This is a genomic window from Oryzibacter oryziterrae (genome assembly GCF_021864535.1).
GTDB classification, from domain to species: Bacteria; Pseudomonadota; Alphaproteobacteria; order Rhizobiales; family Pleomorphomonadaceae; genus Pleomorphomonas; species Pleomorphomonas oryziterrae.
The window spans coordinates 30128-57037 of sequence record NZ_JAKJIC010000017.1; the positions used below are offsets into that span (position 1 = coordinate 30128).

Annotated in this window: 21 protein-coding genes; 8 read left to right on the top strand and 13 right to left on the bottom strand. The window is 66.0% G+C overall.

Annotated elements, in window-relative coordinates:
• Positions 1–7: 7 nt before the first annotated feature.
• Positions 8–2278, top strand: a complete 2271-nt coding sequence (locus tag L2I41_RS16775; protein WP_237154733.1) for a glycoside hydrolase family 2 protein — start codon at positions 8–10, stop codon at positions 2276–2278.
• A gap of 82 nt (positions 2279–2360) precedes the next feature.
• On the opposite strand, the gene L2I41_RS16780 is transcribed toward L2I41_RS16775, so the two are convergent.
• Positions 2361–3323, bottom strand: a complete 963-nt coding sequence (locus L2I41_RS16780; RefSeq protein ID WP_237154734.1) for a sugar-binding transcriptional regulator — start codon at positions 3321–3323, stop codon at positions 2361–2363.
• Between the two features lie 421 nt (positions 3324–3744).
• Here L2I41_RS16780 and L2I41_RS16785 point away from each other — a divergent pair, with 421 nt between their 5' ends.
• The 6 genes from L2I41_RS16785 to L2I41_RS16810 all read left to right on the top strand — a co-directional run bounded on the left by L2I41_RS16785 (position 3745) and on the right by L2I41_RS16810 (position 11034).
• The gene (locus L2I41_RS16785; RefSeq protein ID WP_390634384.1) at positions 3745–4584 is read left to right on the top strand and encodes a transketolase; all 840 of its coding nucleotides are present in this window, start codon (positions 3745–3747) and stop codon (positions 4582–4584) included.
• The gene (locus tag L2I41_RS16790; RefSeq protein WP_237154735.1) at positions 4584–5534 is read left to right on the top strand and encodes a transketolase family protein; all 951 of its coding nucleotides are present in this window, start codon (positions 4584–4586) and stop codon (positions 5532–5534) included. Before L2I41_RS16785 ends, L2I41_RS16790 begins: the two co-directional genes overlap by 1 nt.
• Before the next feature lie 3 nt (positions 5535–5537).
• Positions 5538–7007: an FGGY family carbohydrate kinase gene (locus tag L2I41_RS16795; RefSeq protein WP_237154736.1), complete on the top strand. Its 1470-nt coding sequence runs from the start codon at positions 5538–5540 to the stop codon at positions 7005–7007.
• Between the two features lie 895 nt (positions 7008–7902).
• On the top strand, positions 7903–8889 hold the full coding sequence (locus tag L2I41_RS16800) for an ABC transporter substrate-binding protein (protein WP_237154781.1): 987 nt from the start codon (positions 7903–7905) through the stop codon (positions 8887–8889).
• Between the two features lie 215 nt (positions 8890–9104).
• On the top strand, positions 9105–9992 hold the full coding sequence (locus tag L2I41_RS16805) for an ABC transporter permease (RefSeq protein ID WP_237154737.1): 888 nt from the start codon (positions 9105–9107) through the stop codon (positions 9990–9992).
• Positions 9985–11034 (top strand): quaternary amine ABC transporter ATP-binding protein, encoded by a 1050-nt coding sequence (locus tag L2I41_RS16810; RefSeq protein ID WP_237154738.1) that lies wholly within the window; start codon positions 9985–9987, stop codon positions 11032–11034. The genes L2I41_RS16805 and L2I41_RS16810 overlap by 8 nt, the downstream gene beginning before the upstream one ends.
• A gap of 90 nt (positions 11035–11124) precedes the next feature.
• Here the strand turns inward: L2I41_RS16810 and L2I41_RS16815 are convergent, their stop codons facing one another.
• The 5 genes from L2I41_RS16815 to L2I41_RS16835 all read right to left on the bottom strand — a co-directional run bounded on the left by L2I41_RS16815 (position 11125) and on the right by L2I41_RS16835 (position 17396).
• On the bottom strand, positions 11125–12294 hold the full coding sequence (locus L2I41_RS16815; protein WP_237154739.1) for a Gfo/Idh/MocA family protein: 1170 nt from the start codon (positions 12292–12294) through the stop codon (positions 11125–11127).
• A 137-nt stretch (positions 12295–12431) separates the two neighbouring features.
• Positions 12432–13484 carry a sugar phosphate isomerase/epimerase family protein gene (locus L2I41_RS16820; protein WP_237154740.1) on the bottom strand — a complete coding sequence of 351 codons (1053 nt, stop codon included), beginning with the start codon at positions 13482–13484 and terminating at the stop codon, positions 12432–12434.
• A gap of 290 nt (positions 13485–13774) precedes the next feature.
• Positions 13775–14719: a substrate-binding domain-containing protein gene (locus tag L2I41_RS16825; RefSeq protein WP_237154741.1), complete on the bottom strand. Its 945-nt coding sequence runs from the start codon at positions 14717–14719 to the stop codon at positions 13775–13777.
• A gap of 68 nt (positions 14720–14787) precedes the next feature.
• Positions 14788–15735, bottom strand: a complete 948-nt coding sequence (locus tag L2I41_RS16830; protein ID WP_237154782.1) for an ABC transporter permease — start codon at positions 15733–15735, stop codon at positions 14788–14790.
• A gap of 137 nt (positions 15736–15872) precedes the next feature.
• Positions 15873–17396 (bottom strand): sugar ABC transporter ATP-binding protein, encoded by a 1524-nt coding sequence (locus L2I41_RS16835; RefSeq protein WP_237154742.1) that lies wholly within the window; start codon positions 17394–17396, stop codon positions 15873–15875.
• Positions 17397–17560: 164 nt separating this feature from the next.
• Between L2I41_RS16835 and L2I41_RS16840 the strand changes: the two genes are divergently transcribed.
• Positions 17561–18580, top strand: coding sequence for a LacI family DNA-binding transcriptional regulator (locus L2I41_RS16840; RefSeq protein ID WP_237154743.1), 1020 nt, complete (start codon positions 17561–17563; stop codon positions 18578–18580).
• A 241-nt stretch (positions 18581–18821) separates the two neighbouring features.
• Here L2I41_RS16840 and L2I41_RS16845 read toward each other — a convergent pair whose 3' ends face one another.
• The 7 genes from L2I41_RS16845 to L2I41_RS16875 all read right to left on the bottom strand — a co-directional run bounded on the left by L2I41_RS16845 (position 18822) and on the right by L2I41_RS16875 (position 26805).
• Positions 18822–20321, bottom strand: a complete 1500-nt coding sequence (locus L2I41_RS16845) for a M81 family metallopeptidase (RefSeq protein WP_237154744.1) — start codon at positions 20319–20321, stop codon at positions 18822–18824.
• A 7-nt stretch (positions 20322–20328) separates the two neighbouring features.
• Positions 20329–21282 (bottom strand): ABC transporter ATP-binding protein, encoded by a 954-nt coding sequence (locus L2I41_RS16850; protein WP_237154745.1) that lies wholly within the window; start codon positions 21280–21282, stop codon positions 20329–20331.
• Entirely contained in the window at positions 21275–22234 is a 960-nt protein-coding gene (locus tag L2I41_RS16855; RefSeq protein WP_237154746.1) for an ABC transporter ATP-binding protein, read from the bottom strand. The genes L2I41_RS16850 and L2I41_RS16855 overlap by 8 nt, the downstream gene beginning before the upstream one ends.
• A 1-nt stretch (position 22235) precedes the next feature.
• Positions 22236–23087, bottom strand: coding sequence for an ABC transporter permease (locus L2I41_RS16860; RefSeq protein WP_237154747.1), 852 nt, complete (start codon positions 23085–23087; stop codon positions 22236–22238).
• Positions 23084–24010 carry an ABC transporter permease gene (locus L2I41_RS16865; RefSeq protein ID WP_237154748.1) on the bottom strand — a complete coding sequence of 309 codons (927 nt, stop codon included), beginning with the start codon at positions 24008–24010 and terminating at the stop codon, positions 23084–23086. Before L2I41_RS16865 ends, L2I41_RS16860 begins: the two co-directional genes overlap by 4 nt.
• 219 nt (positions 24011–24229) lie before the next feature.
• Positions 24230–25804: an ABC transporter substrate-binding protein gene (locus L2I41_RS16870; protein ID WP_237154749.1), complete on the bottom strand. Its 1575-nt coding sequence runs from the start codon at positions 25802–25804 to the stop codon at positions 24230–24232.
• 20 nt (positions 25805–25824) lie between these two features.
• Complete coding sequence (locus tag L2I41_RS16875) at positions 25825–26805, bottom strand: MurR/RpiR family transcriptional regulator (protein ID WP_237154750.1); 981 nt, start codon at positions 26803–26805, stop codon at positions 25825–25827.
• Positions 26806–26910: the final 105 nt, after the last annotated feature.

Below are 26910 nucleotides of genomic sequence, written 5' to 3' on the forward strand. Positions count from 1 at the left end.
TGAACTGATGCGCTCTATAGCTGCTTTCAACGACGGCTGGACCTTCCTGGCCGGCTTCGACCCCGCACGCGCCGGTGAAGTGCAGGACGGCGCCGCAGTGGCGCTGCCGCACAATGCCGTCGATCTGCCCTTCGCCTATTTCGACGAGGCCAGCTACTGGCGCCCCTTCACCTACCAGAAGCGCTTCACCGCCGATCCCGACTGGGCCGGCAAGGAAGTCTATCTGGTGTTCGACGGGGCGATGGCCGACAGCGTCGTCTATCTCAATGGCGTCGAGATCGTCGCCCATCCCGACGGCTACTCGCCCTTCGAAGCGCGCCTCACCGATCACCTCAAGCCCGGCGAAAATCTCATCACCGTCAAGATCGACGGTTCCGAGAACCCCGCCATTCCGCCCTTCGGCGCCCGCATCGACTACCTCACCTATGCCGGCATCTATCGCGACGTCTGGCTGCGCGTGACGCCCAAGGTGTTCATCGAGAATTTCAAGGTCGAGACGCCCGACGTGCTCGGCCCGCTCAAGGGCACGAAGGTCGCCGTTGCGCTCGCCAATCCCGCGGACATGCCCATTTCAGGCTGCGTCACGGGCTATCTGATGGACGCCGAGGGCAACGAGGTCACGCGCTATTGGCTGGCCATCGAAGACGAACAGGTGACGCTGGAGTTCCCCCCGCAGCGTGACCTCCGCCTGTGGGACCTCGACAGCCCCTATCTCTACGAGATGGTGGTGCGCCTCAACACGCCCCACGGCGTCGACGAGCGCCGGGTGCGCTTCGGCTATCGTTCGGTCGAGTTCACCACCGAGGGCTTCCGCCTCAACGGCAAGCCGCTCAAGCTGCGCGGCCTCAACCGCCACCAGTCCTTCCCCTATGTGGGCTATGCCCTCGGCCGCACCGCGCAGGAGCGCGACGCCGACATTCTGAAAGATACGCTGAAGCTCAACATGGTGCGTACCTCGCACTATCCGCAGTCGAGCTGGTTCCTCGACCGCTGCGACGAGATCGGCCTGCTCGTATTCGAGGAGATCCCCGGCTGGCAGCATGTGGGCAACGAGGCCTGGAAGGCGGCGTCGATCGAGAACGTGCGCAACATGATCCGTCGCGACTGGAACCACCCGTCCATCGTCATCTGGGGCGTGCGCGTCAACGAATCCAAGGACCATCACGCCTTCTACGCCGAGACCAACCGCCTGGCGCGCGAGATGGACCCGACGCGCCCCACCTCCGGCGTGCGCTGCATCGTCGAGAGCGAGATGCTGGAAGACGTCTACGCCATGAACGACTTCATCCTCGGCATGGAAGAGATCGGCGGCAACCGTCCGCGGACGCCGCTGCGGCCGCAGAAGGAAGTCACCGGGCTCGATCACGCGGTTCCCTACATGATCACCGAGTTCAACGGTCACATGTACCCCACCAAGGTCTATGACCAGGAACAGCGCCAGGCCGAGCATGTGACGCGCCATCTCGACGTGCTGAACGCCGCCTATGGCGATCCGGAGATCGCCGGCGCCATCGGCTGGTGCGCCTTCGACTACAACACGCACAAGGACTTCGGTTCCGGCGACCGCATCTGCCATCACGGCGTGATGGACATGTTCCGCGAGCCCAAGTTCGCCGCCTTCGCCTATGCCAGCCAGTGCGAGCCGACCGACGTTCCGGTCCTCAAGCCCGTCACCTCCTGGACGCGCGGCGACCGCAACCACGGCGGCGTGCTGCCGCTGATCATCCTGACCAATTGCGACGAGGTGGAACTGTCGAGCGGCAACATGCCGACGCGCCGCTTCACGCCCGATCGCGCCACCTATCCGCATCTGCCGCATCCGCCGGTGATCATCCGCCGCGAGGACTATCCCAACGAGGAGTTCGGCCACTGGGGCATGGGCTGGCAGAATGTCACCTTCACCGGCTATGTGGACGGCAAGGCGGTGTGCAAGGCCGATTTCGTCGCCGATCCGGTGGCGAGCGCCCTCGTCGTGGCGCCGGATGCGCCGCAGATCATCACCGGCGACAGCCTGCCCGTCATCGTGCGCGTGGTCGATCAGGTCGGCAACCGGCTGCCTTACATGTTCGAGCCGGTGCGGGTCACCATCGAAGGCCCGGGCGAGCTGGTCGGACCGGAGCTCCTGTCGCTGGTCGGCGGCTCCACCGGCTTCTGGGTGATCGCCCGCGGCGCCGGCGAGATCCGCGTCTGCGTCACCCATGCCGGCCTCGGCACCGTGGTCAAGACGCTGGACGCGCAGGCGGCAAAGCCCGCCGTGCTGTCCCAGCCGAAGCCCTGATTGGCTGACGCTCCGGCCCGGTGCGGGCGCGAGCGTGACCCGAGACCCCGTCGGAGGGCGCCAAGGCGCCTTCCGGACACCCTCAGCTGATGTCCTGGTCGGTCAGCCGCGCGGCGGTGAACTTGTCGGTGATCAGCACGTTGACGATGCGGCCGAGCAGGGCGCCGCGAATGGCGTCCAGCTTGCGCGCGCCGCCGGCAACCCCGACCACGCGCGGCACCTTCCCAAGTTCGGCCAGCGACATGCCGATGACGCGCTCGTCGAGCGAGCCGGTCACCGGACGCCCCGCGGCATCGAAGAAGCGCAGGCAGACGTCGCCGATGGCGCCGCGCGCCTCGAGATCATGCAACTCGTCGGATGAAAAGCTGTTGCCCGAGTTCCACAGCATCAGCGAGGGCTGCAGCGCGCCGATGCCGACCAGCGCCACGGTGATGTGGCGGAACTGCTCCATGGTGGCGCGCACATAGGCGTCGCCCACCATGATCAGCTTGGCGGCGGCGGACGCGGCGACGCCCTGCGCCGACAGCAGCATGGGCTCGGCCCCGGTCAGCGCGGCCAGACGCGTGGTCAGCTGCGTCGCATGGCTCTGCACCACGGGATTGCCGATGCCGCCCAGGAGCTGCACCACCTTCTTGGCCTTGGCGCGCTTGAGCGGATGGATGGCCTCCACCATGGCCAGCAGCGACGCGCTCCAGGAGGACAGGCCGATCACCTCGTCATCGCCGATGGTGGATTCGAAATAATGGCCCGCCGCCTCGCCGATGGCGCGCAGGATCTGATCCTCCGCTTCCTGGAAGCAATCGGCCACCACCACTTCCGTGAGGCCGTAGCGATCGCGCAGCGCCTGTTCGAGATCGGGGAAGGTGCCGCGCGGCGGCGTGATGGTGACGCGGACGATGCCCTCCTGTTCGGCGCGCTTGAGCAACCGCGAAATCGTCGCCTGGGAGATGTTGAGACGGGTGGAAATCTCCGACTGTTTCAGCCGGTTGGCATAGTAGAGCTGCGCCACGCGCGTCATCAGCCTGAGTTCGTAGATCCTGCTCATTGTCGCCGGCTCCCGCCGCTGCCTTTCGCCCGTCGTTGCGAACCCTGACGATTCGCCTCATTTGAATATCTATTCTCTATTGTATAAAGTGACAGAACTAGGCCGCATTGGCAAGAATCTCGCTTGAGTAATCTTTTTGCACGCGCCACGCCCCTCAGTGGCAGGCCGGCGCGCACCGGGGAGGGCGTAGCAATCGCCCGCATCGGGCCGCAGAAGATCAAGGCATTGATTCTGATGCCTCTCCGCCTGCCGGATTCCCGATGCCACGCCGGCTCAGCGCCAAAGCGTCACCTGCCGTTTCACCCAGATCCCTCCTTGACGCGCCGGTCCGCAAGACCTAACATGAAAATCAATCCCATACGGAATATTTATTCAATCCGACAGGATCACCGACGTGAAACCTTTCGACCCTGAAAAAAGTCTGGCGCCTGCCGATCTCGCAGGCCTCTCTCCCACGGAACGCGCCGCGGCCCTCGCCACGGCCGCCAAGTCCATCCGGCGCTCGGTCGTGCGCATGATCAATGCCGCGCAGCTCGGCCATATCGGCGGCGACCTCTCGGTCACCGACATCCTGACGACGCTGTTCGGCGCCGTGCTGAAGCTCGACCCGGCCGCGCCGCTGTGGCCCGAGCGCGATCGCTTCATCCTGTCCAAGGGCCATTGCGCCGCCGCCCTCTATTCGGTGCTGGCGCTGCGCGGCTTCATCGAATGGGATCTGCTTGAAACCTTCATGCAGCCGCTGTCGCGTCTCAACGGCCACCCGAACCGCCGCAAGGTTCCGGGCGTGGAGGCCAACACCGGCCCGCTCGGCCACGGCTTGCCGATCGCCGTCGGCTCGGCCATCGCCGCACGCCTGTCGGGCAAGAACTGGCGCACCTTCGTCGTCATGGGCGACGGCGAGATGCAGGAAGGCTCCAACTGGGAAGCCATCATGGCCGCCGGCCACCGCAAGCTCGACAATCTCGTCGCCATCGTCGATCGCAACCGCCTGCAGCAGGGCGCGCGCACCGAAGACACCAACACGCTCGATCCCCTGACCGACAAGTTCGCCGCCTTCGGCTGGGACACGCTGGAGATCGACGGCCACGATCACGCCGCGCTCTACGAACTCTTCACCCGCGCCCCCTCGGGCAAGCCGCTCGGCGTGGTCGCCAACACCACCAAGGGCAAGGGCGTGTCCTTCATCGAAAATCGCGTGGAATGGCACCACAAGGTGCCCAATGCCGAACAGGTCGCGCTGGCGCTCAAGGAGCTTGCCTGATGAATGCCGTCGTCCCCAAGCCGCAAACCTTCGACTGCCGGCAGGCCTTCGCCGAGGCGCTGATCGCGCTCGCCCGCCAGGATGACCGCGTCGTCGCCGTCTGCAACGACAGCGTCGGCTCGTCCAATCTCACCGCCTTCCAGAAGGAGTTCCCCGACCGCCTGATCAATGTCGGCATCGCCGAACAGGACATGGTGGGCGTCGGCGCCGGGCTCGCCAACGGCGGCTTCATCCCCTTCGTCTGCTCCGCCTCGCCCTTCCTCACCGGTCGCTCGCTCGAGCAGGTGAAGGCCGACTGCGCCTATAACGGCTATCACGTGGTGCTCTGCGGCATGAGCCCGGGCCTTGCCTATGGCGAACTGGGGCCGACGCATCACTCCATCGAGGATCTGAGCTGGCTGCGCGCCATTTCCGACCTCGCCGTCATCGTGCCCGCCGATCCCGAACAGACCGCCGAGGCCGTGCGCTGGGCCTATGGCTATGACAAGCCGTCCTTCCTGCGCATCAGCCGCTTCAAGGTGCCGGACGTCAGCGCCGGCCAGTCCTCCCCCTTCAGCTTCGGCAAGGCCAATGTGGTGCGGCAGGGCCGGGACGTCACCCTCATCACCACTGGCATCCTGGTCACCCGCGCGCTCGACGCCGCCGACGACCTCGCCGCGCTGGGCATCTCCGCCCGCGTCATCAACATGTCCTCCATCGTGCCGATCGACGAAGCGGCGATCATCGCCGCCGCCCGCGAGACGGGCGCCATCGTCACCGTCGAGGAGGCCATGGTGGAAGGCGGTCTCGGCGCCGCCGTGGCGCAGACCGTGGTCAGGCATCATCCGGTGAAGATGCGCATGCTCGGCGTGCCCGGCTTTGCGCCGACCGGCAGCACCGAGTTCCTGCTCGATCATTTCGGCCTCAGCCGGGCCGGCATCGTCGCGGCGGTCAAGGACCTCAAGGGGTAAGTCATGGGCAAGCCGCTGGTTCTCGCCATCGATCAGGGCACCTCGTCGACCAAGTGCCTGCTGGTGGACGCGCAGTCCACCGTCGTCGCCCGCGGCCAGGCGCCGCTCGGTCAGGCGACGCCGCATCCGGGCTGGGTCGAACAGGACGCTGGAGAAATCTGGGCTTCCGTCCAGGCCGCCGTCGCCGACGCGCTGAAGGACGGCGGCGCCGGCGATGTCGTCTCCATCGGCATCTCCACCCAGCGCGAAAGCTGCGTCATCTGGGATCGGCAAACCGGCGAGGCGCTGACGCCGGTGCTGTCCTGGCAGGACCAGCGCACCGAGGGCATCTGCGCCGACATCCGCGCCGCCGGCCATGCCGGACTGATCCGCTCCCTCTCCGGCCTGCCGCTCGACCCCATGTTCTCGGCCGCCAAGGCCAAGTGGCTGCTCGACCGCATCGATCCCGACCGTCGCCGCGCGCGGGCCGGCGAACTTGCCATCGGCACCATCGACAGCTTCCTGCTGTCGCGTTTCGGCGGACCGCATGTGGTGGAGGCCGGCAACGCCTCGCGCATGCAGCTGGTCGATGTGGCCAGGGCCGCCTATGACGACCGCCTGCTGGAAATCTTCAACGTTCCGCGCGCCGCCCTGCCGGACATCGTGCCGTCCACCGGCCCCTTCCCCGGGGCGCGCGGCCTTGCGCCGCTGCCCGACGGCGTGCCGGTCGGCGCGGTGATGGCCGACAGCCATTCGGCGCTCTTCGCCCATGGCGGTTTCACGCCGGGTTCGGTGAAGGCGACGCAGGGCACCGGCTCCTCGGTGATGGGCCTGATCGACGCCGCCGCCACCTCGCCCGCCGATCTCGACACCGGCGTCTGCCTGACGCTGGCCTGGTGGATCGACAAGCCGGTGCTGGCCTTCGAGGGCAACATCCGCTCGGCCGGTTCGACGCTGTTGTGGGTCGCCGATCTCCTCGGCATCAGCGCCGGCGAACTGGCCAGGCTCGCCGAGAGCGTCGAGGACGCCGGCAATGTCCATGTGGTCCCCGGCTTCAACGGCCTCGGCGCCCCCTGGTGGGACGCCAACGCCGTCGGCCTCCTCTCCGGCGTCACGCTCGGCACCAGCCGCAATGTAGTGGCCCGCGCAGCGCTCGAGTCCATCGCCCACCAGATCGCCGACGTGCTCGACGCCGTGCGCGCCTCCGGCGTGGCACTCGATTGCCTGCATGTGGACGGCGGCCCGACGCGCAACAATCAACTGATGCAATTCGAGGCCGACATGACCGGCCTCACCGTCAAGCGCACCGATACGGCCGAACTCTCCGCCCTCGGCGTCGCCCATCTGGCCGGCCTCTCGGCGGGCCTCTTCACCTGGGACGGCCTCCGCAGCCTCGATCGCGGCGGCAGCAGCTTTACGCCGAAGCTGGCCGACACCGATCGCCAGCCCCGTCGCGCCGCCTGGGCGCATGCCCTTCGACGCGCGCGGCTGTGAGGCCGACACCCAAATGAAATCGGCCGGCCCTGCGAGGGACCGGCGGCAACAGCAGCGCGTCGCTGCCACTGGCTCGACCTCTTCAATTCGAGGCCGTCGCTGGATCAACCAGCCCAGCGACAAGACATATCTCCTGCCTATAAGCGTCCTTTAAAATTCGGCGCGCTTGGAAAAGCTGTCGTCATGCCAGTATTTGGAGTTACATCTTTCTTCGGCAGATGATCTTGGACCAAAACGACTCCCCTGCGAGGGAGCCGGCCTGATATTGCCGGTCAATCCAACCATCTCATACCAACTCGAATTTCTCATTTGCGTCAAAGGCATGAGAAATTCGAATACGGAATACCAAGAGTTATTTTCAATGCCACTTGGTATCAGTCCGCTTCCATTTGTAGCAGCACATCAAGCGGCTACAGAACCACGCGGCCGCTTGCGACACGTCCACAGACGAGCTACACCCCTTCATCGCTGACATCCGGCTCGACAATTCTGACGGGTTTCTTCGCTGTATTTCCCCGATGTCTGCGCATTTACGACGCTCCCGCGTCGCTTCTGTTCAATGCGTCCTTCCATTAAGTGCAAATACTCACTCGGAAGCAGTCCATTCCGTCCCGGGGAAATCCGACGTCGGTGCTGGCACGTTCGCAGGACCGGAGGCTGACAAGCCGCCTCAAGAGCCTTGCGACGTCGTCAGCCGGCGATCGAGGGGGATAGCGGGCACCACGGCTCCAGGGGCCACCTGCCCACGGACTGCGCACACATGTCGCTCGGGGAGACGCCGAAGTCTTGCGCCTCCGACCGTCATCAGGGTCTCCGGTCCGGATCGAGGCGCCATCCGGACGCTGCGGAGAGAAGCGCTCAACTCGACAAAAGGGGAACCAAGACCATGAAATCCATGCTTCTGTTGGCCGGAACCATGCTGTCGACCATAGCCGGTCTGCAGGCGGCCCAGGCCTGCGGCGATGTCACCATCGCCTCCATGAACTGGCAGAGCGCCGAAGTGCTGTCGGCTCTCGACAAGATCATTCTCGAAACCGGCTATGGCTGCAAGGCCGAGGTGACCATCGGCGACACCGTTCCGACCATCACCTCCATGGTCGAAAAGGGCCAGCCGGACATCGCCCCCGAGGGCTGGGTCGACCTGCTGCCGGAAGTGGTCAACCGCGGCATCGCCGAAGGCAAGCTGGTCAAGACCGTCGATGCGCTGTCGGACGGCGGCGTGCAGGGCTGGTGGGTGCCCAAATACATCGTCGACGCGCACCCCGACATCAAGACCATCGACGACGTGCTGAAGCATCCCGAGCTGTTCCCCGATCCGGAAGACAGCTCCAAGGGCGCCATCACCAACGGTCCGCAGGGCTGGGGCGGCACCGTCGTCACGGCGCAGCTCTACAAGGCCTATGGCGCCGAAGCGGCCGGCTTCAATCTGGTCGACAGCGGCTCGTCCGCCGGCCTCGACGGGTCGATTGCCAAGGCTTATGAGCGCAAGGAAGGCTGGGTCGGCTACTATTGGGCGCCGACCGCGCTGCTCGGCAAATACGAGATGGTCAAGCTCGGCCATGGCGTGCCCGCCGATGCCGCCGAGTGGAAGCGTTGCAACACCGTTGCCGACTGCCCTGACCCGAAGAAGAACGACTGGCCGATGGACCACGTCTCGACGCTGGTCACCAAGGGCTTCGCCGACAAGGCCGGCCCGGATGTCATGGCCTATCTGGGCAAGCGTTCCTGGGGCAATGACACCGTCAACAAGCTGATGGCCTGGATGACCGACAACCAGGCGACCGGCGAGGACGGCGCCAAGCACTTCCTGAAGGAAAACGCCGACATCTGGACCAAGTGGGTCTCGCCCGAGGCGGCCGAAAAGATCAAGGCCTCCCTCTGATCGGCTGTCCGGGGTCATCCCATCCCGCTGGACTGGCCCCAGGGCCAACCCGTCCAGTGGGCCAGGCGTTGCCCCCGATCACCGCCACCGATCCCCCTCCGACGCCGGAGCGTTGCAGAACGGTCCGGCGTCTTCCGGCTGACCCAGGCGAGAGGTCGCGATGGATCGCGGACAGGCGACCGTTCGCCCCTCTCCCGCCATGCGAAGGGCCTTCCATGGACTGGCTGTTCACCTTTCCTCATCTCGATGACGCGATCCTGACCGCGACCAAGAAGTCGATCGACGAGAGTTTCCGCGCCTTCACCCGCGCCTACGGCGACCTGATCGAGACGCTGTTCTACCCCTTGCAGCTGTTCCTGAACTTCTGCGAACACTTCATGACCGACACGCCGTGGCCGCTGATCCTGCTGCTGCTGCTCGGAACCGCCTGGATCGCCAGCCGCAGCTGGAAGGTGGTGGCTGGAACCTTCGCCATCCTGTTCGTCATCGGCTTCCTCGGCATGTGGACCGACACGATGAAGACCGTTTCGATGATCTTCGTCAGCACCATCATCGCCGTGGTGATCGGCCTGCCGATCGGCATCGCGCTGTCGCGCTCCGAGCGCCTGCGCCGGCTGATCAATCCGGTGCTCGACATCATGCAGACCATGCCGAGCTTCGTCTATCTGATCCCGGTGGTCATGCTGCTCGGCATCGGCAAGGTGCCGGGCCTGATCGCCGTGGTGATCTACGCCCTGCCGCCGATGATCCGCATGACCGACCTTGGCATCCGCCTCGTCGATCGCGACGTGCTGGAGGCTGCCGACGCCTTCGGCTCCTCCTCTGGCCAGAAGCTCCTGAAGGTGCAACTGCCGCTCGCCATGCCCAACATCATGGCCGGCATCAACCAGACCATCATGATGACGCTGGCCATGGTCGTCGTCGCCGCCATGATCGGCGTGCAGGGCCTCGGCCAGCCGGTGCTGAAGGCGATCGCCAACCAGTATTTCACGCTCGGCATGTTCAACGGCTTCGCCATTGTCGGCATCGCCGTCATCTTCGACCGCGTCAGCCAAGCCTACGGCCTGCGCCTGCAGAAGCATCGGGAGGTCGTCCATGGCTGAGGACGCACACGCCGCCTTCGGCGTCCGGATCCGCAATCTCTACAAGATCTTCGGCCCCTATCCCGAGCGCCACATCGCCGCCATCAAGGCGGGCATGAGCAAGGCCGAACTCAACGAAAAGCACCACCACGTGCTGGGCTTGCGCAACATCAACATCGAGATGCCGGCCGGCGGCATCCATGTGATCATGGGCCTGTCGGGTTCGGGCAAGTCGACGCTGATCCGCCACATCAACCGGCTGATCGACCCGTCCTTCGGCGAGATCCTGGTCGGGGACCAGGACGTGGTGACCATGGCTCCCGACGAGTTGCGGGATTTTCGCCGGCACAAGACGGCGATGGTGTTCCAGAAATTCGCGCTGCTGCCGCACCGCACCGTGCTCGACAACACCGTCTACGGCCTGGAGATCCAGGGCGTCCCGCGCGCCCGCCAGGTGGATGCTGCCATGCGCTGGATCGAACGCGTCGGCCTCAAGGGCTTTGAAAAGCGCTATCCCAACCAGCTGTCCGGCGGCATGCAGCAGCGCGTCGGCCTTGCCCGCGCGCTGACCAACGACGCGCCCATCCTGTTGATGGACGAGGCCTATTCGGCGCTCGACCCGCTGATCCGCGTCGACATGCAGACGGTGCTGCTCGATATCCAGAAGGAAGTGCGCAAGACCATCGTCTTCATCACCCACGACCTCGACGAAGCTTTGCGCCTCGGCGACCAGATCGCCATCCTGCGCGACGGCGAAGTGGTGCAGCACGGCACCAGCCAGGACATCGTCCTCAATCCCGCAGACGACTATGTGGCCAACTTCGTCAGGCAAGTGAACCGCGGCCGCGTGGTGCGCACGGCCTCGGCCATGACGGCGCTCTCCCCCGACGCGGCGGCCGGTCTACCGACCATTGCCGGCGACGTGACCGTCGAGGAAGCGGCGCGGGCGCTGCGCGCCCATCAGGCGGACGCGCTGACCGTGGTCGATACCGCCGGCAAGCCCATCGGCCGCATCACCATGCGCGACGTGCTGACCACGCTGTTCCCGATGCCGGAAAGCTGACCCGCCGCGCGCGGTGAGCGGTGGACGACGTCCAGTCCGCCGGTGGACCAGACGGGGCGGCCGAGACCGGCTGCCCCGCCTCGTCAAGGCTCACGCCTTGATCCAGGCGCCGTTGCGCTGCGAGGAGGCGATGCAGGCGGCGACGAATTGTACGCCTTTGAGGCCATCGCCCACTGTCGGGTAGAGCACGGCCGGATCGACCGGCACGCCCTGGCGCCGGGCCTGGATGGCGCGGGCTGCTTCGCTGTAGATATTGGCGAAGCCCTCAAGATAGCCCTCCGGATGGCCCGAGGGGGTGCGCGTCACACGGGCCGCGGCGGCATTGGCGCCGGAGCCGGCGCGGGTGATCAGCTGGCGCGGCTGACCGAGCTTGGTGAACCACAGATAATTGGGGTCCATCTGCGACCATTCGAGGCCGGCCTTGGTGCCGTAGATGCGCACCTTGAGGCCGTTCTCGTTGCCGACCGCCACCTGGGAGCACCACAGCGTGCCCTTGGCGCCGCCCTTGAAGCGCATCATCACATGGGCATTGTCGTCGAGCTTGCGTCCGGGCACGAAGGTGTGGACGTCGGCGGACAGTTCTTCGAGCTCCAGTCCGGAGATGAACGAGCCGAGATTATAGGCGTGGGTGCCGATGTCGCCGGTCGAACCGCCGGCACCGGAGCGGGCCGGATCGGTGCGCCATTCCGCCTGCTTCTGGCCTGTGAGCTCGACGGCCTCCGTCAGCCAGTCCTGGATATATTCCATCTGGACGAGGCGTATTTCGCCCAGCTCGCCGCTCGCCACCATGTCGGCCGCCTGCCGCACCATGGGATAGCCGGTGTAGTTGTGCGTCAGTACGAAGAGCGCGCTGGATTTCTGCACCGCCGCCACCAGCTTGCGCGCGTCGGCCAGCGTCGAGGTCAGCGGCTTGTCGCAGATCACGTGGATGCCGCGGCGCAGGAACTCGACGGCGGCCGGATAGTGCACGTGATTGGGCGCGACGATGGCCACCGCTTCGATGCCGTCCTTGAGGCGGGCCTCGCGGACGGCCATGGCCTTGTAATCGTCGTAGATGCGAGCCGGATCGAGCCCGAGTTCGGCGCCCGACTGGCGCGCGCGCTCGGGCGTCGAGGCCAGCGCGCCGGCCACCAGTTCATAGTGATCGTCGAGCCGGGCCGCGATGCGGTGCACGGCGCCGATGAAGGCGCCGGAACCGCCGCCAACCATGCCGAGGCGGATGCGGGGTTGCCGCTGTTCTGTGGTTCCTTCGATGGCCATGATCGAATCTCCTCTTGTCAATTCGCCAGGATGCTTGCGCATCGGCGCCTTGAAGCCATTTCGGATTTCTCATTTGCATCAAAGGCATGAGAAATCCGAAAGCGGAACATCGCAGTCATTTTCAATGACCGGCGACATCAAATCCCGAGCAGGCGACGGTTGGCCGCCTCGTCACTGCCGCCACCGGCGAAGTCGTCGAAGGCCTTTTCGGTAACCCTGATAATGTGATCCTTGACGAAGGCCGCGCCCTCGCGCGCGCCGTCCTCGGGATGCTTGAGGCAGCATTCCCACTCGACGACCGCCCAGCCCTCGAAGCCATGGGCGGTCAGCCTGGAGAAGATCGCCCCGAAGTCGATCTGCCCGTCGCCCAGCGACCGGAAGCGGCCGGCCCGGTTCACCCAGCTCTCATAACCGCCATAGACGCCCTGCCGGCCCGTGGGGTTGAACTCGGCATCCTTGACGTGGAACATCTTGATGCGATCGTGGTAGATGTCGATATTGTCAAGATAATCAAGGCATTGCAGCACATAGTGCGAGGGATCGTAGAGCATGTTGGCCCGCGCGTGATTGCCGACGGCGGCAAGGAAGCGCTCGAAGCTCACACCGTCATGCAGATCTTCGCCGGGATGGATCTCGTAGCAGACGTCGACGCCCTGGCTCTCGGCATGGTCGAGGATCGGCCGCCAGCGCCTGGCGAGTTCCGCAAAAGCCGTCTCGACGAGACCGGACGGCCGCTGCGGCCAGGGATAGACGAAGGGCCAGCAGAGCGCGCCGGAGAAGGTCACCATGGCATTGCAGCCGAAATGGCGCGAGGCGGTGATCGCCTTCTTCACCTGATCGACCGCCCAGGCCTGCCGCGCCGCCGGATTGCCGCGCACCTGAGGCACCGCAAAGCCGTCAAAGGCTTCGTCATAGGCGGGATGGACCGCCACCAGCTGGCCCTGCAGATGGGTCGACAGTTCGGTGACGACGACGCCATTCTCGCGGGCCACGCCGGCGATGTCGTCGCAATAGGCCTTGGAGGCCGCCGCCTTGTCGAGATCCAACAGGCGACCGTCCCAGGTCGGGATCTGCACGCCGAGATAGCCGCAGTCGGCGGCCCATTTCGTGATCGACGCCCAGCTGTTGAACGGCGCCGCGTCGCCGGCAAACTGCGCCAGAAACAGGCCGGGACCCTTGATCGTCTTCATGGAAAGACTCCTTGAGGCAAGACCGTCCGCAAGGCAAAGGGCAGGCGGCCAAGACGATGGTTTCGTGACAGGGCACGACACAACCCTCGCTCCAGATTCAAGACTTTGAGCAACCGCTTTCCGATCAGGTTGTTTCAACCTGATCGGCGGGTGCTCCAGTGGACGAGGGTGGCAGCGAAGCTGCCGGGTGAGGGGGGCCAGCGCGACGTCAACCGCCGGCATCGACACCCCTCATCGGCCCTGCCGGGCACCTTCTCCCCCACGGGGAGAAGGCAACGCGTGGCAACCCGTCAGAACGGCGAGTCGGGGAAGTAGAAGTCCTTGGCGTTTTCCGGCGTCACCAGCGTGGCGTCGAGCGTGTAGACGCCGCGCGCCGGCACGTGGTCGAACAGCGAAGCCGCGGTCATCTCGAGGGCGGTGCCCACCATCGCCGGCGGATAGAGCACGTCGACCGGGATCATCTTGTCGCCGTCCATGACCTTCTTGATCATGTCCTTGGAGCCGGCGCCGGCAATCACATACTGGATGTCGGTGCGCTTGGACTGTTCGATGGCCTGCAGCACGCCGACGGCCATGTCGTCATCCTGGCACCAGACCACGTCGATCTTGGGATATTTGGTCAGGAAGTCCTGCATCACCTTGAAGGCGTCGTCGCGGTTCCAGTTGCCGAACTGGCGGTCAAGGATCTTGACGTTGGAGCCGGCGATGCCGCGGTCGAAGCCGTCCTGGCGCTGCTGGTCGATGGGGATCGGCATGCCGCGCACCACCACTACTTCGGCGTCGGGCGAATGCTCCTTGATATACTGGCCGGCCACCTCGCCGAGCGCCGGATTGTTGCCGGCCACATAAAGGTCGCGCACGGTGTTGTCGTTCACGCTCGGGGCGCGGTCGACCAGCGCCACGAAAGTGCCGGCGGCCTTCACCTGCTTGATGGCGTTGACCAGCGGATCGGGATCGGTCGGCAGGATCACCAGCGCGTCGAGGCCCTGCACGGCCAGATCCTGGATGGCGTTGGCCTGGGCGGCGGCATCCGGCGACGTCTTGACGATGATCTTGGCGTCCGGATGGGCCTTCTGGATCTCGGCGGCGACGCGCTCGGCGTGATAGACCACGCCTGCGGTCCAGCCATGGTCGGCGGCGGGGATGGAAACGCCGATCACCTTGGTGTCGCCGGCAAAGGCGGTCGTCGACATGAGGAGGGCAAGGAGTGCCGCTCCGGTCAGCTTCTTCAGCATGGTTCGCTCCCTATGTTGTTTTTCGCTTCGAGGCCCTTCAATTCCGGCCGCCTCCAAGCCGGATTTGCTCACGCCTTGCGTGTCAGCGAGCGCTGCACGAGCATGGCAATGATGATGATCGAGCCCTGGATGGTGCCGATCAGATATTCGCTGATGAAGTTGGACAGCAGCATGATGTTGCCGACCAGCTCGAGGATGAAGGCGCCGCAGATGGTGCCCCACACGCGCCCGGCGCCGCCCTTGAGCGCCGTGCCGCCGACCACCACGGCGGTGATCGCCTGCAGCTCCCACAGGATGCCGGTGGTGGCCGAAGTGGAGCCGAGGCGCGGCACGTAGAGCAGCACCGCCACGGCCACGCAGAGGCCCTGGATGACGAAGGCGATCACGCGCACCCGATCGACTGATATGCCCGAATAGCGCGCCACATCGCGGTTGGAGCCGACGGCCACCACATGCCGGCCGTAGCGGGTGCGGTAGAGCACGAAGGCGGCGATGGCGGTGACCACCAGGATCACCACGATCGGGATCGGCAGGCCGAGGAAGGAGCCGAAATAGGCCGGCGCATAGAGCGTCTGGATGTCGGAGGATTTCAGCGTGATGGCGCCGCCCTGCGACAGCCAGGTGGTGAGGCCGCGATAGATGCCCATGGTGCCGAGCGTGGCGATGAAGGGCTCGATCCGCCCCACCGTGGTTACCAGCCCGTTGAACAGGCCGCAGAGCGCGCCGACCACCAGCGCGAAGGCGACGGCGGCCAGGAGGCGCAAGGTGGGGTCGGCGATCAGCGGATTGTTGAGGAACAGGATCATCAGCGAGGCGACGAAGGCCAGCATGGAGCCGACCGACAGGTCGAGGTCGCCCGAGGAGATGACGAAGGTGGCGCCGACGGCGATGATCGCCACGAAGGCGCTGCGCGTCGCCACATTGGCCAGATTGTTGAGGCCGATGAAGTTCTGGTTGACGAACATGCCGAGCAGCAGCAGCAGCGCCAGCGCCACGAAGGGCGCGATGGCCCGCATGTCCACGTCGATGCCGATGCGCGTGCGGCCGGGCCGCTCGCCGGTTTTCCTTGCCTCTTGGGTCACGCCCAACCTCCCCATCTTTCCTGCGCGCTTCTCCTTGGGGCGGAATCGGCCCCGGGGCGCGCCGGGTCCTGTCAGCTGGCCATTGTCTTGAGGCCGGCCGAATAGCGCATGATTTCCTGCTCGTTGATCTCCTCGCCCTCGAGCCAGCCGGTGATCACCCCCTCGCGCATCACGGCCACGCGGGTGCACATGCCGATGATCTCCTGCATCTCCGAGGAGACGATGACGATCGACTTGCCGTCGCGGGCGAGCGCGGCGATGAAATGGTAGATCTGCTGCTTGGTGCCCACATCGATGCCGCGCGTCGGCTCGTCGATGATGATGATGTCCGGCTCGGTCTCCATCACCTTGGCCAGCATCAGCTTCTGCTGGTTGCCGCCGGACATGCGACCGGCCACCACGCGGGCGTCGCGCACGCGGATGTCGAAACGCCGCTGGGCGCGGGCCAGTGCCGCTGCCTCGCTGGCCTGGTCGAGATAGCCGTGCCGGCAATGGCGGGCGAGCGATTGCAGCGTGAGATTCACCGCCATGCGCGAGCCGAGCAGCAGGCCCTTGGCCTTGCGATCCTTGGTGAGATAGGCAAGCCCCGCCCGGTTGGCGGCGTGCACGTCATGGGGGGCGAGCACTTCGCCCTTGACGCGGACGGTGCCCGACAGGCGCGCCCGCAAGCCCGCCACGGCCTCCATCAGTTCGGTGCGGCCCGAGCCGATCAGGCCGGAAAAGCCGATGATCTCGCCCTTGCGCACCTCGAAGGAAGCGTCGCGTACGAAGGGCGTCGAAATGCCTGTCGCCGACAGCACGATCTCCTCGTCCACGTCGGGCTCTTCCTTGGTGGGATAGAGGCTCGACAACTCGCGCCCCACCATCAGCTGGGCGATGGATTCGGCGTCGAGCTGCGACGTGGGGGCGGTCTTCACCCATTGGCCGTCGCGCAGCACGGTGACGCGGTCGGTATACTCCAGCACCTCGTTGAGCTTGTGCGAGACGAAGACGAAGCTGGTGCCGCGGTCGCGCAGGCGGCGCACCTGCTCGAACAGCACGCGCGATTCCTCCTGGCTCAGCACGGCCGTCGGCTCATCCATGAAGATGACGCGTGCCTCCTTGGAGATGGCCTTGGCGATCTCCACCATCTGCTTGTCGGCGACGGTGAGCGAGCCGATCAGCGCGTCCTCGTCGATGGAGGAACTGAGGCTGTCGAGCACCGCGCGCGTCTCGGCGCGCATGCGCTTGCGGTCGAGCACGCCGAAGCGGGTGATCTCGCGACCGAGAAACAGGCTTTCGCTGACCGTCAGATGGTCGGCGAGATTGAATTCCTGGTGGATGATGACGATGCCGAGCGCTTCCGCCGCGCCATTGGCGGGCAGGCGGATCGGCTTGCCGTCATAGAGGATTTCGCCGCTGTCGGGCTGTTCGAAGCCGGACATCACCTTGACGAAGGTGGATTTGCCCGCGCCATTCTCGCCGACCAGGGCGTGGATCTCGCCGGCGCGCAGGTCGAAGTTGACACTGAACAGCACCTGGACGCCGCTGAAAAACTTCGAGATGCGTCGCGCCACGAGGACATCGTCCTCGCTCACGATATTGAGCGAACTCATTGCATTCCCCCCGGCGGTCTCCCGTCCGCCAAGCCTTATGTAAACCTTTACATTGGCGATGTAAAGGTTTACATTTGGGGAAATTGGTTTTCACGGCTCAAATGATTGATCGCAGCGTAAGTCTGTGTAGTGTCGCAGCAAAAGCGGTTCCGAGGCAGCTGAACGTGTCCAATCCCAACTCTGCAACCATCGAAGACGTGGCGCGTCTGGCCGAAGTGTCGATCGCCACGGTCTCCAGGGCGATTCACAGCCCGGAGAAGGTTGCCAAGTCGACACGGCAGAAGGTCAACCAGGCCATCGCCATCACCGGCTACACCACCAATGCGCTGGCGCGGAACCTCCGGCTCGGCCGGTCCAACATGATCCTGGTGATCGCGCCCGACATCGGCGATCCCAATTTCTCGTCCATCCTGGTCGGGCTCGAGAACGAGGCGCGGGCGCGCGGCTATGGCATCCTGATCGGCCATACCCAGAACGACGCCCAGCTCGGCCTTGAATATCTGAAGTTCATCAATTCCAACCAGGCCGCCGGGCTGATCCTGTTCACCGGCGTGTTGCCCTATGGCCATCAGGACATGGTGGCCAACCTGCCGCCCTCCGTGGGCGTGTTCGAGCCGGTGTTCAACGGCGGCATCCCCTATGTGGGCGTCGACGACGTGGCCGGCGCGCGCAAGGCGGTCGACCTCCTGCTGTCGCAGGGCCATCGCCGCATCGCCTTCATCGGCGACGCACGCAATCGTCTGGCGAGCCGCCGCCGGCGTCAGGGCTACAGCGAGGGGATGGACGCGGCCGGCGTGCCCGAGAGCCAGCGCATCATTCTCGACGGCGACGGCACGGTGGAAAGCGGCCGGCTGGCGCTCGAACAGCTGTTCATGCGCGACACGCTGCCCACCGCCATGATGTGCGTGAACGATCTGACCGCCGTCGGCGTCATCACCGGCCTGTCGGCGCGCGGCTATTCCGTGCCGGCCGACTTCTCGGTCACCGGCTTCGACGACGTGCCGCAGGCCGGCTTCCTGTCGCCGCCGCTCACCACCATCCGCCAGCCGCGCTCGGCCATCGGCAAGAAGGCGATGACGCTGCTGTTCGATCTGCTCGCCAACACCGAGGGCGCCGAGACGGAGATCCTGCTGGTGCCCGATCTCGTGGTGCGCGAATCCGTCGGCCCGCCGCGGCCTCAGTAAGGGCTGCGTCGGTGAAGGACTGGTGCTCTAACTATTGATTTTGGAACGACTTCTTGTCGATCAAATGATTCCATTTGATCGGAAAACGCTAGAGCAATTCCAGCGAAAGTGGGAACCGGTTCGCGGGAATTACTCTAGCCCACGTTCCCAACCTCGTCCCCTCCCCCCTTGCGGGGGAGAGAGGGATCCACAACGAGATGACCAGGGATGACCGATCACCCTGGACACGAAGCGTGTGACGTCACAGCTCCATGTCGGGATCGAGCGGGAAGATCGGCCGCTGCGCCTTCACATAGGGGCGCTTGGTTGCCTGTGGGGTTGCCAGCGCGCCGCTGTCGCAGACCACCACCAGATCGGCGATCGGCTCGAAGGCGGCGCGGAAATGCTGCATGGACTTCAGCGCCAGCACCCGGCGGGCCGAAGGCTCGATGCCGAAGGTGACGAGCTGCATCTGGTCGATGGCCTGCTCGGATTCCGTGGTCACCAGAATGTCGACGCCGCCGACGCGGAACACCGCCGTCGGCCCGAGGCAGCTTTCAAGGCCGTTGAGGATCGGGCCGTTGCCGATATAGCGACCGTCGGACAGGCAGAGGATCTCGCCTTCGAGCTCCAGAGGTCCGCCGCCGAAGCTCGGATCCTGCTTGCCGCCGATGGCGAGGCGGACGCGGTCGCCAACCTTGTGGCGATGCAGTTCCGCGGCGGCTTCGGGGTCGATCATCGGCGCCACCACCGCATCCTCCACATCGGCCGCCAGCAGGGCGGCGGTGAGGGCGGTCGCGTCGCCATAGGCACCGGCACCGGGATTGTCGGCATAGTCGGCGATGATGAGCGGCCCGTTGACGGGCTTGTGCGCCTTGGCCAGCAGCGCCGCATCCTCGACGGAGAGGAACAGGTTCGCCTTGCTCTTGCGCCCCTGCCAGATGCGATCGGCAATGGCCTCGGTGATCTCGCCGGCCCGCGCGGCCGCGCCCTTGACCGCCTCGTCATAGGTGACGAGCACGGTGGGCCCGAGGATGCTGGTGTCGGCCTCGGCAAAGCCGGCGTTGATGGAAACGGCGAGAATGCCCGCCTCGTGCTCATGGGCGGCGGCCGCGTCATAGAGGGCTGCCGTCTGCGCCACGTCGGTGCGGCCGCTGTTGACCTCTTCCAGCATGGGCCGATGGGCGCGCACCGTGCGCGGCTTGACGGCGCCGGCCATGGCGGCGTCAAGCAGGCGGCCGGCGTGCTGGCCGGCAAGGCGCATGTCCACATGCGGATAGGTCTTGTAGGAGACGAAGATGTCGGCCAGCTCCACCATGGCGGGCGACACCATGGCATGCAGGTCGAGCGTCACGGCGATGGGAATGTCGCGGCCGATGGCGGCGCGCAGGCGGGCGAGCAGCTCGCCTTCGCCGTCATCGGTGAACTCGGGCACCATGGAGCCGTGCAGGCCGAGCAGGATGCCGTCATAGGGCCGTGCCCTGGCGGCGTCGATGATCCTGGCCGCGATATGGTCGAAGGCCTCGCGCGCCACCGGAGCGCCGGGATAGGCGTGGGCGGAGATGACGTGGTTCATCTCCCAGCCATGCGTCCTCGCCGCGTCGAGGAAGCCGGCGACCTCCGTATTGCCGTGGCCGAGGGCGGCGATGGCCGCCTCGCCGTCGAGCAGCACCGCCGCCGCAAAGTCGCGCAGCGTGGTGCGACCGCGCTTGAAGGTGTTGCTCTCGTGGATGAATTCGGCGCTCAGCACGTGAAAGGACATGTGGACCTCAGGCAATGGGATGATGGCAGGCGACGGCAGCCCCGTCGGGCGTCTCGGCCAGCGGAGGGCGGGTGGTGCGGCAGCTGTCGCTCGCCCTGATGCAGCGGGCGGCAAAGGCGCAGCCGGGGGGAGGGGTGTGCACCGAGGGCGGTTCGCCGGTGATCGGCACCAATGTCCGCCGCGCCGCCGGATCGGGCACGAAGGAACTGTCCATCAGCGCCCGCGTATAGGGATGGCGCGGGACGGCCTTCGGCCCCGGCAGCACCTCGACGATGCGGCCGAAATACATCACCAGGATGCGGTCGCAGAAATAGGAGACGAGCCCGAGGTCGTGCGAGATGAACAGATAGGTCAGCGATCGCTCGCCGGCGAGGCGCAAGAGCAGGTCGATGATCTGCGCCTGGATCGACACGTCAAGCGAGGCGGTGGGCTCGTCGAGCACCATGAACTCGGGCGACAGCGCCAGCGCCCGGGCGATGCCGACGCGCTGCCGCTGGCCACCGGACAGCTGGTGCGGATAGGCATGGGCAAGGCGGTTCGACAGGCCGACGGCGGTGAGCAGTTCGTCGATGCGGCCCGGCGGCACCTTGAGGCCCTGGGCGCGGAAGGGCTCGGACAGCACGTCTTCCAGCGTGTAGCGCGGGTCGAGGCTGGAATAGGGGTCCTGGAACACCATGGACATGCGCCGGCGGGCAAGGCGCATCTTGTCGGCGGAGAGGTCCGTGAGGTCGGTGCCGTCGAAGGTCACCGTGCCGGCTGACGGTTCGATCAACCGCAGCACCAGGCGGGCCAGCGTGGACTTGCCGCAGCCCGATTCGCCTACGACGCCCACCACTTCGCCGCGGGCAATGCGCACCGACACGCCGTCGACCGCCAGCATGGACAGGGCCGGCTGACCGAAGCGGCGCGGCATGTCGAAGCGGCGCGTTACCCCGTCGAGGGTGATCAGCGGATCAGCCATGGGTGTCTCTCAAGCTGTGATGGCAGGCGTGGCTGTCGCGGCCGTCGGTGACAAGCGCCGGCACCTGCGTGCGGCACAGGTCGGTGGCGCGCGGGCAGCGCGGATGGAAGCGGCAGCCGGAGGGATAGTCGGCGACGGCCGGCACCGCGCCGGGGATCCCGGTGAGCGCGCCGCGCGCCATGTCGGGCCGGGGGATGCAGTCGATCAGCGCCCGCGTATAGGGGTGGGCGGGATGGGCAAACAGCGCCCGCACGTCGCTCACCTCCGCGACCCGCCCGGCATAGAGCACGGCCACCCGGTCGCACAGCTGGGCGACGATGGACATGTCATGGGTGATCATCATCAGCGCGATGTGGCGGTTGCGCACCTCCTCGGCGAGCAGGTGGATGATCTGCGCCTGCACGGTGACGTCGAGCGCGGTGGTGGGCTCGTCGGCGACGATCAGGTCCGGTTCGCCGGCCAGCGCCATGGCGATGACGACGCGCTGCTTCATGCCGCCGGAGAGCTGGTGCGGATAGGCTTCCGCGATCGCCTCCGGCGCGGCAATGCGCATCTGGCGGAACAGCTCGACGGTCCTTGCCCGCGCCGCATGCGGCGGCAGGCCGAGATGCAGGCGCGACACCACGTCCACCTGCTCGCCGATGCGCTGCAGCGGATCGAGCGCCGTCATCGGGTTCTGGGTGATGAAGCCGATGCGCCGGCCGTTGTAGGCTCGCCGCTCCCGCGGGCTGAGTTTGGTAAGGTCGGTGCCCTCGAAGGAAATGCTGCCGGCCGAGACGCGGCCGCCGATCAGCGGCAGCAGGCCGGTGATCGCCAGCGCCGTCAGCGACTTGCCCGAGCCGCTCTCGCCGACGATGCCGACGATCTCGCCCTTCCTGATGTCGAAGCGGATGCCTTCGAGCGGCATGGCGCCGCCGATGCTCACCGAAAGTGTGTCGACGCCGAGCAGCATCTCAGGCCTTCCTTTCGCGCGAGCGCACGTCCATGGCGGCCACCAGCGCGTCGCCGAAGATGTTGATGGCGATCACGGTCAGCGCCACGGCAAGGCCGGGGAACAGGATGATGCCCGGCGCGCGGAACAGCTGCGCCGTGCCCGACGACATCATGCCGCCCCAGCTCGGCGTCGGCGGCTGGGCGCCGAGGCCGAAGAAGCCCAGCGTCGCCTCGAGGATGATGGCGTCGCCGGTGGCGAGCATGGCCGTCACCAGCACCGGCGCCAGCGTGTTGGGGATGAGGTGGTGGGCGAGGATGAAGCTGTCGGAGGCGCCCAAGGAGCGGGCCGCCTCCACGAAGGTCTCCGAGCGCAGCGACATGATCTGCCCGCGGGCGAGGCGGGTGAACTGCGCCAGATAGGCGACGCCGATGGCCAGCAGCGTGCCGGTGACGCCCGGGCCGATGATGGCGACGAGGATCAGCGCCAGCAGGATTTCCGGGAAGGACCAGGTGAGGTCTACCACCACGGTGATCGCCCGGTCGACGCGGCCGCCGAAATAGCCGGCGATGGCGCCGAAGACCAGCCCGAGGCTGACCGACAGGCCGATGGCCACCACCGACACCGACAGCGAGGTGCGCGCGCCATACATGAGGCGGGTCATGAGATCGCGGCCGAACTCGTCGGTGCCGAGCCAGTGGCTGGCCGACGGCGGCTGGAAAGCTTGCGACAGCGTCTGCAGGTCATAGGCATAGGGCGTCAGCAACGGCGCGAACACGGCGGCGACGATCACGACGAGCAGCCAGGCGGCGGCCACCCGGCCCTTGAAGCTGCCGAGCGCGACTTTCAGAACGGACAGGCTGCGGTCGATCATCTGTGGCCGTGCCTCATGCGGGGGTCGAGCAGCGCCTGCAGCACGTCGCCGATCAGCGTGCCGAGCATGACGGCGACGGAGAGCATCAGCAGGCAGGCCTGCACCACGGGATAGTCATGCTGGCTCAAGGCCTTGATCAGCGTGGTGCCGAGGCCGGGGCGGGCGAACACCACCTCCACCGTGACGGCGCCGCCGAGGATCCAGCCGATGCGAAGGCTCAGGATGGTCACCACCGGCAGCAGCGCCACGCGCAGCACATGGCCGAGCGCGATCCTGAGCGGCGACAGGCCCTTGGCGTGCAGCAGCAGCACGAAGTCGCGCCCGCCGGCGTCCACCATGGCGACGCGGGTGACGCGGGTAACCAGCGCCGTGCCGCCGAAACCGATGGTCAGCACCGGTAACACGAGGCTTTGCCAGCCGCGCACGCCCGACACCGGAAACCAGCCGAGCCAGACGGCGAAGAACAGGATGAACAGCAGGCCCATCCAGAAGCTCGGCAAGGTGGAGCCGAGCAGCACGCCGCCCATGATCGCCTGATCGGGCCAGCGGTCGCGGAACCAGGCTGCGACGATGCCGAGCAAAATGCCGAGCGTCGAGGAAAACAGCAGCGCCGCGCCGCCGAGCTGAAGCGAATAGGGCAGGGCGCCGCCGATGATGGTCGCCACCGGGCGGCGCGCCACGATGGCGGTGCCGAGGTCGCCCTGCAGCACGTGGAACAGCCAGATCACATATTGCACCAGCAACGGACGATCGAGCCCGTATTTGGCCTCGATCTCCGCCCGCATGTCCGGCGAGGAGCCGACGCGCAGCAGATTGTCCACGGGGTTGCCGGGGATCAGGTGCAGGATCATGAAGATGACGAAGGACACGGCCAGAAAGACCGGGACGAGCGTCAGCAGTCGTTTGAGGACATAGGTGAACATGGTCCATCCCGGCTTCATGGCCGCGCGGATGCGATGGAGGTGGCGCGCAGACCCTTCTCCCCTTGTGGGAAAGGGTGGATGCGAAGCGTCCGGGTGAGCGGGGAGGCAGCTCGACCGTGGTCGCTGGCGCCCCCCCATCCGGCCTGCCGGCCACCTTCTCCCACAAGGGGAGAAGGAAAGCCGACGCGCCTCATTTCAACGGCAAGTGTCCGCCGCCGTTCATTCCTTGGTGTCGAGATCCAGGATCAGCGACGAGAAATACGGCACGGCCTTCTCGTCCGGCAGCACCAGCTTGGTCTTGTTGTAGGCGCTGAGGTCCAGCGGCTGGTAGATCGGCGAGAAGGGGAACTGCGACAGCACATACTCATGATAGGCGAGGAAGTTGGCCGTGCGCTCCTCGGAGTTCTTCGATCCGGTCATCGCCTTGGCGCGCAGCGCTTCGGCCTTGGGATCGTTGAACATGGAGATGTTGGGATAGCCCAGGCGATCGCCGCCGAAGAACCAGTCGATGATGTCGGCGTTGTCCCACTCGTAGGAGCGGACGGCGGCCTGATGCACATCCTTCTTGTATTCGTCGCGGATCATCGAGCTGTCGAAGGTGGTGATGGTGGCGTCGAAGCCCACGGCCTTCAGCTCGGCCTGCACCACTTCGGTCAGACGGCGGAAGGCGCTGTCCGACTGGGTCCACAGTGCGATGGCAAGCGGCTTGCCGTCCTTGACGCGGATGCCGTCGGCGCCCTTCACCCAACCGGCTTCGTCGAGCAGCTTGCCCGCCTTCTCCGGATCATAGGCGATCTTGTATTCGGGCTTCACCTTGGACTCGGGCAGCGAGGAGATCAGGAAGGTATCCGCCGTCGAACCGACGCCGCCATAGATGGAGGAAAGGATCTCCGCCTGGTTGATCGCCTTGGCCGCCGCTTCGCGCACGCGGATGTCGGTGAAGGGCTCCTTGGTGACGTTCATCACGAAGTAGCTGAGGTCAGTGCCGGGCCGGGAGATCAGGCCGAGATCGGCCTGCGCCTTGATTTCCGGCAGATAGTCGGTCGACACCGACAGGAGCATGTCGACGCCGCCGGTCTTCAGCTCGAGGAAGGCGGTGGAATCCTCGGGGATCTCGCGGAAGGTCAGCTTGTCGATCTTGGCCGGGCCGCGGTTCGCGGAGAGATCGGTGCCCCAGGTGTAATCGTCGTTGCGCGTCAGCACGGTTTCCTGGCCGACGGTGAAGCTTTCGAGCTTGTAGGGGCCGGTGCCCACCGCTTCCGTCACGCCATAGTCGGCGCCCAGTTCCTTGAACACCTTGGGGTCGACGACCGACAGGAAGGACGAGGAGAAGTTATAGAGCAGGTTCGGGTCCGGCGTCTTCATCACGAACTTGACGGTATAGTCGTCCACCACTTCAACCGAGGCGATCGAGGCGACCATGTATTCGCTCTCGGTGCCCTTGTAGAGCGGGATCCAGTCCTTGATGGTCTGCGCGTTGAAGGCATCGCCATTGTGGAACTTCACGCCCTTGCGCAGGTGGAAGGTCCAGCTCATGCCGTCCGGCGCCTCTTCCCAGCTCTCGGCGAGATGGCCGTGATAGGTCTGATCGACGGCGCGCTCGATCAGCTTGTCATAGATGAGGCCGTTGGCTGAGTTGGTGTTGACGCCGGTGATCGGGTTATAGGCGGGCACGCCCACTTCCGGCGCCGGAAGGGCGAAGATCGCCTCCTTGGCCATGGCGGAGGGCAGGGTCATCAGAAAGGAAACGCCGATGGCACTGGCCATCAGGGCGCTTTTGCAGCCTTTGAACATGTTGATCTCCTCTGGTGGTCTTATTTACTCATGACACCCGCTCTGCGGCGGGCTTTGGAACTTGCGCGGGCGGGGCCAGCCGCCTTCTCCGGTCCCCGGTCGCCGGGGGCGGGCGTGTGGCCGATGAAGTCGGCATAGAGGGCGGAGACGGCGGTCATGCGCGCCTCCACTTCCGGACCGAGTTCGTTGAACACGGCGTTGATCAGCAGCCCGGCGAGGCTCGACATGGCCGAGGTGGCGTCCCAGAACTGGTTGAGATCGGTCTGCACCACCAGCACTTCGTCGGCCGCCTCATAGGCCCAGTCGCAATAGGGATCGGTGATCAGCGTCACCGGTACGCCCGCCGCGCGGGCCGCCAGCGCCAGCTGCCGGGTCAGGCGCGAATAGCGGCGGCCGTCGATCAGCACCAGGCAGGATTCCTGCGGCGCATCCACCAGCACCTCGGCGAAATGGCCGTCGGACGTGTCGAGCAGCCGCACGCCGGGCCTGAGATAGCCGAGGCCGTTGGCAAGAAACTGGGCGTGGCCGCGCTCGGTCTGAAAGCCCGCCACGAAGACGCGCGCACTCAAGGCCAGGCGCCGGGCCACCACGCGAAAGATCGGCGTTGCCGCCAGTTCGTGATTGGCAACGACCGCGGCGATTTCCTTTTCCAGCGCCAGCGCCTGCTCGGTCTTGTCGGTCTGGCTGCGCACGGCAAACTCGCGCAGGCGATCGCCGATCAGCCAGGCGCGGTCGCCGAAATCGTCGCGCAGCGACGCCTTCAGCTCCTTGAAGTGGCGAAAGCCGATGGCGCGGCAGAAGCGGCCGACCGAGGCCTCGGATACGCCGATCTTGGTTGCCACCGATCCGGCAGTCTCGAAGGGCAAGGTCGCGATTTCATTGACGAAATAGCTGGCAATGGCGGTCTCGGTCCGCGTGGGGCTTGCAAGATTGCTGTCGATCCGGCGCCTGAGCAGGTCGCCTGCTCCCTTGGCTTCCGATGCGTGGCCGTTGCGTTTCACCCGTCCGCCTCCCGTCTACGGTATATTTCTGACAGGAATATTGCAGACCGTCAATATTGCAAATAAACTTGCAATACCGTAGCGTCGGGCCAGGGCAGCCCCGGT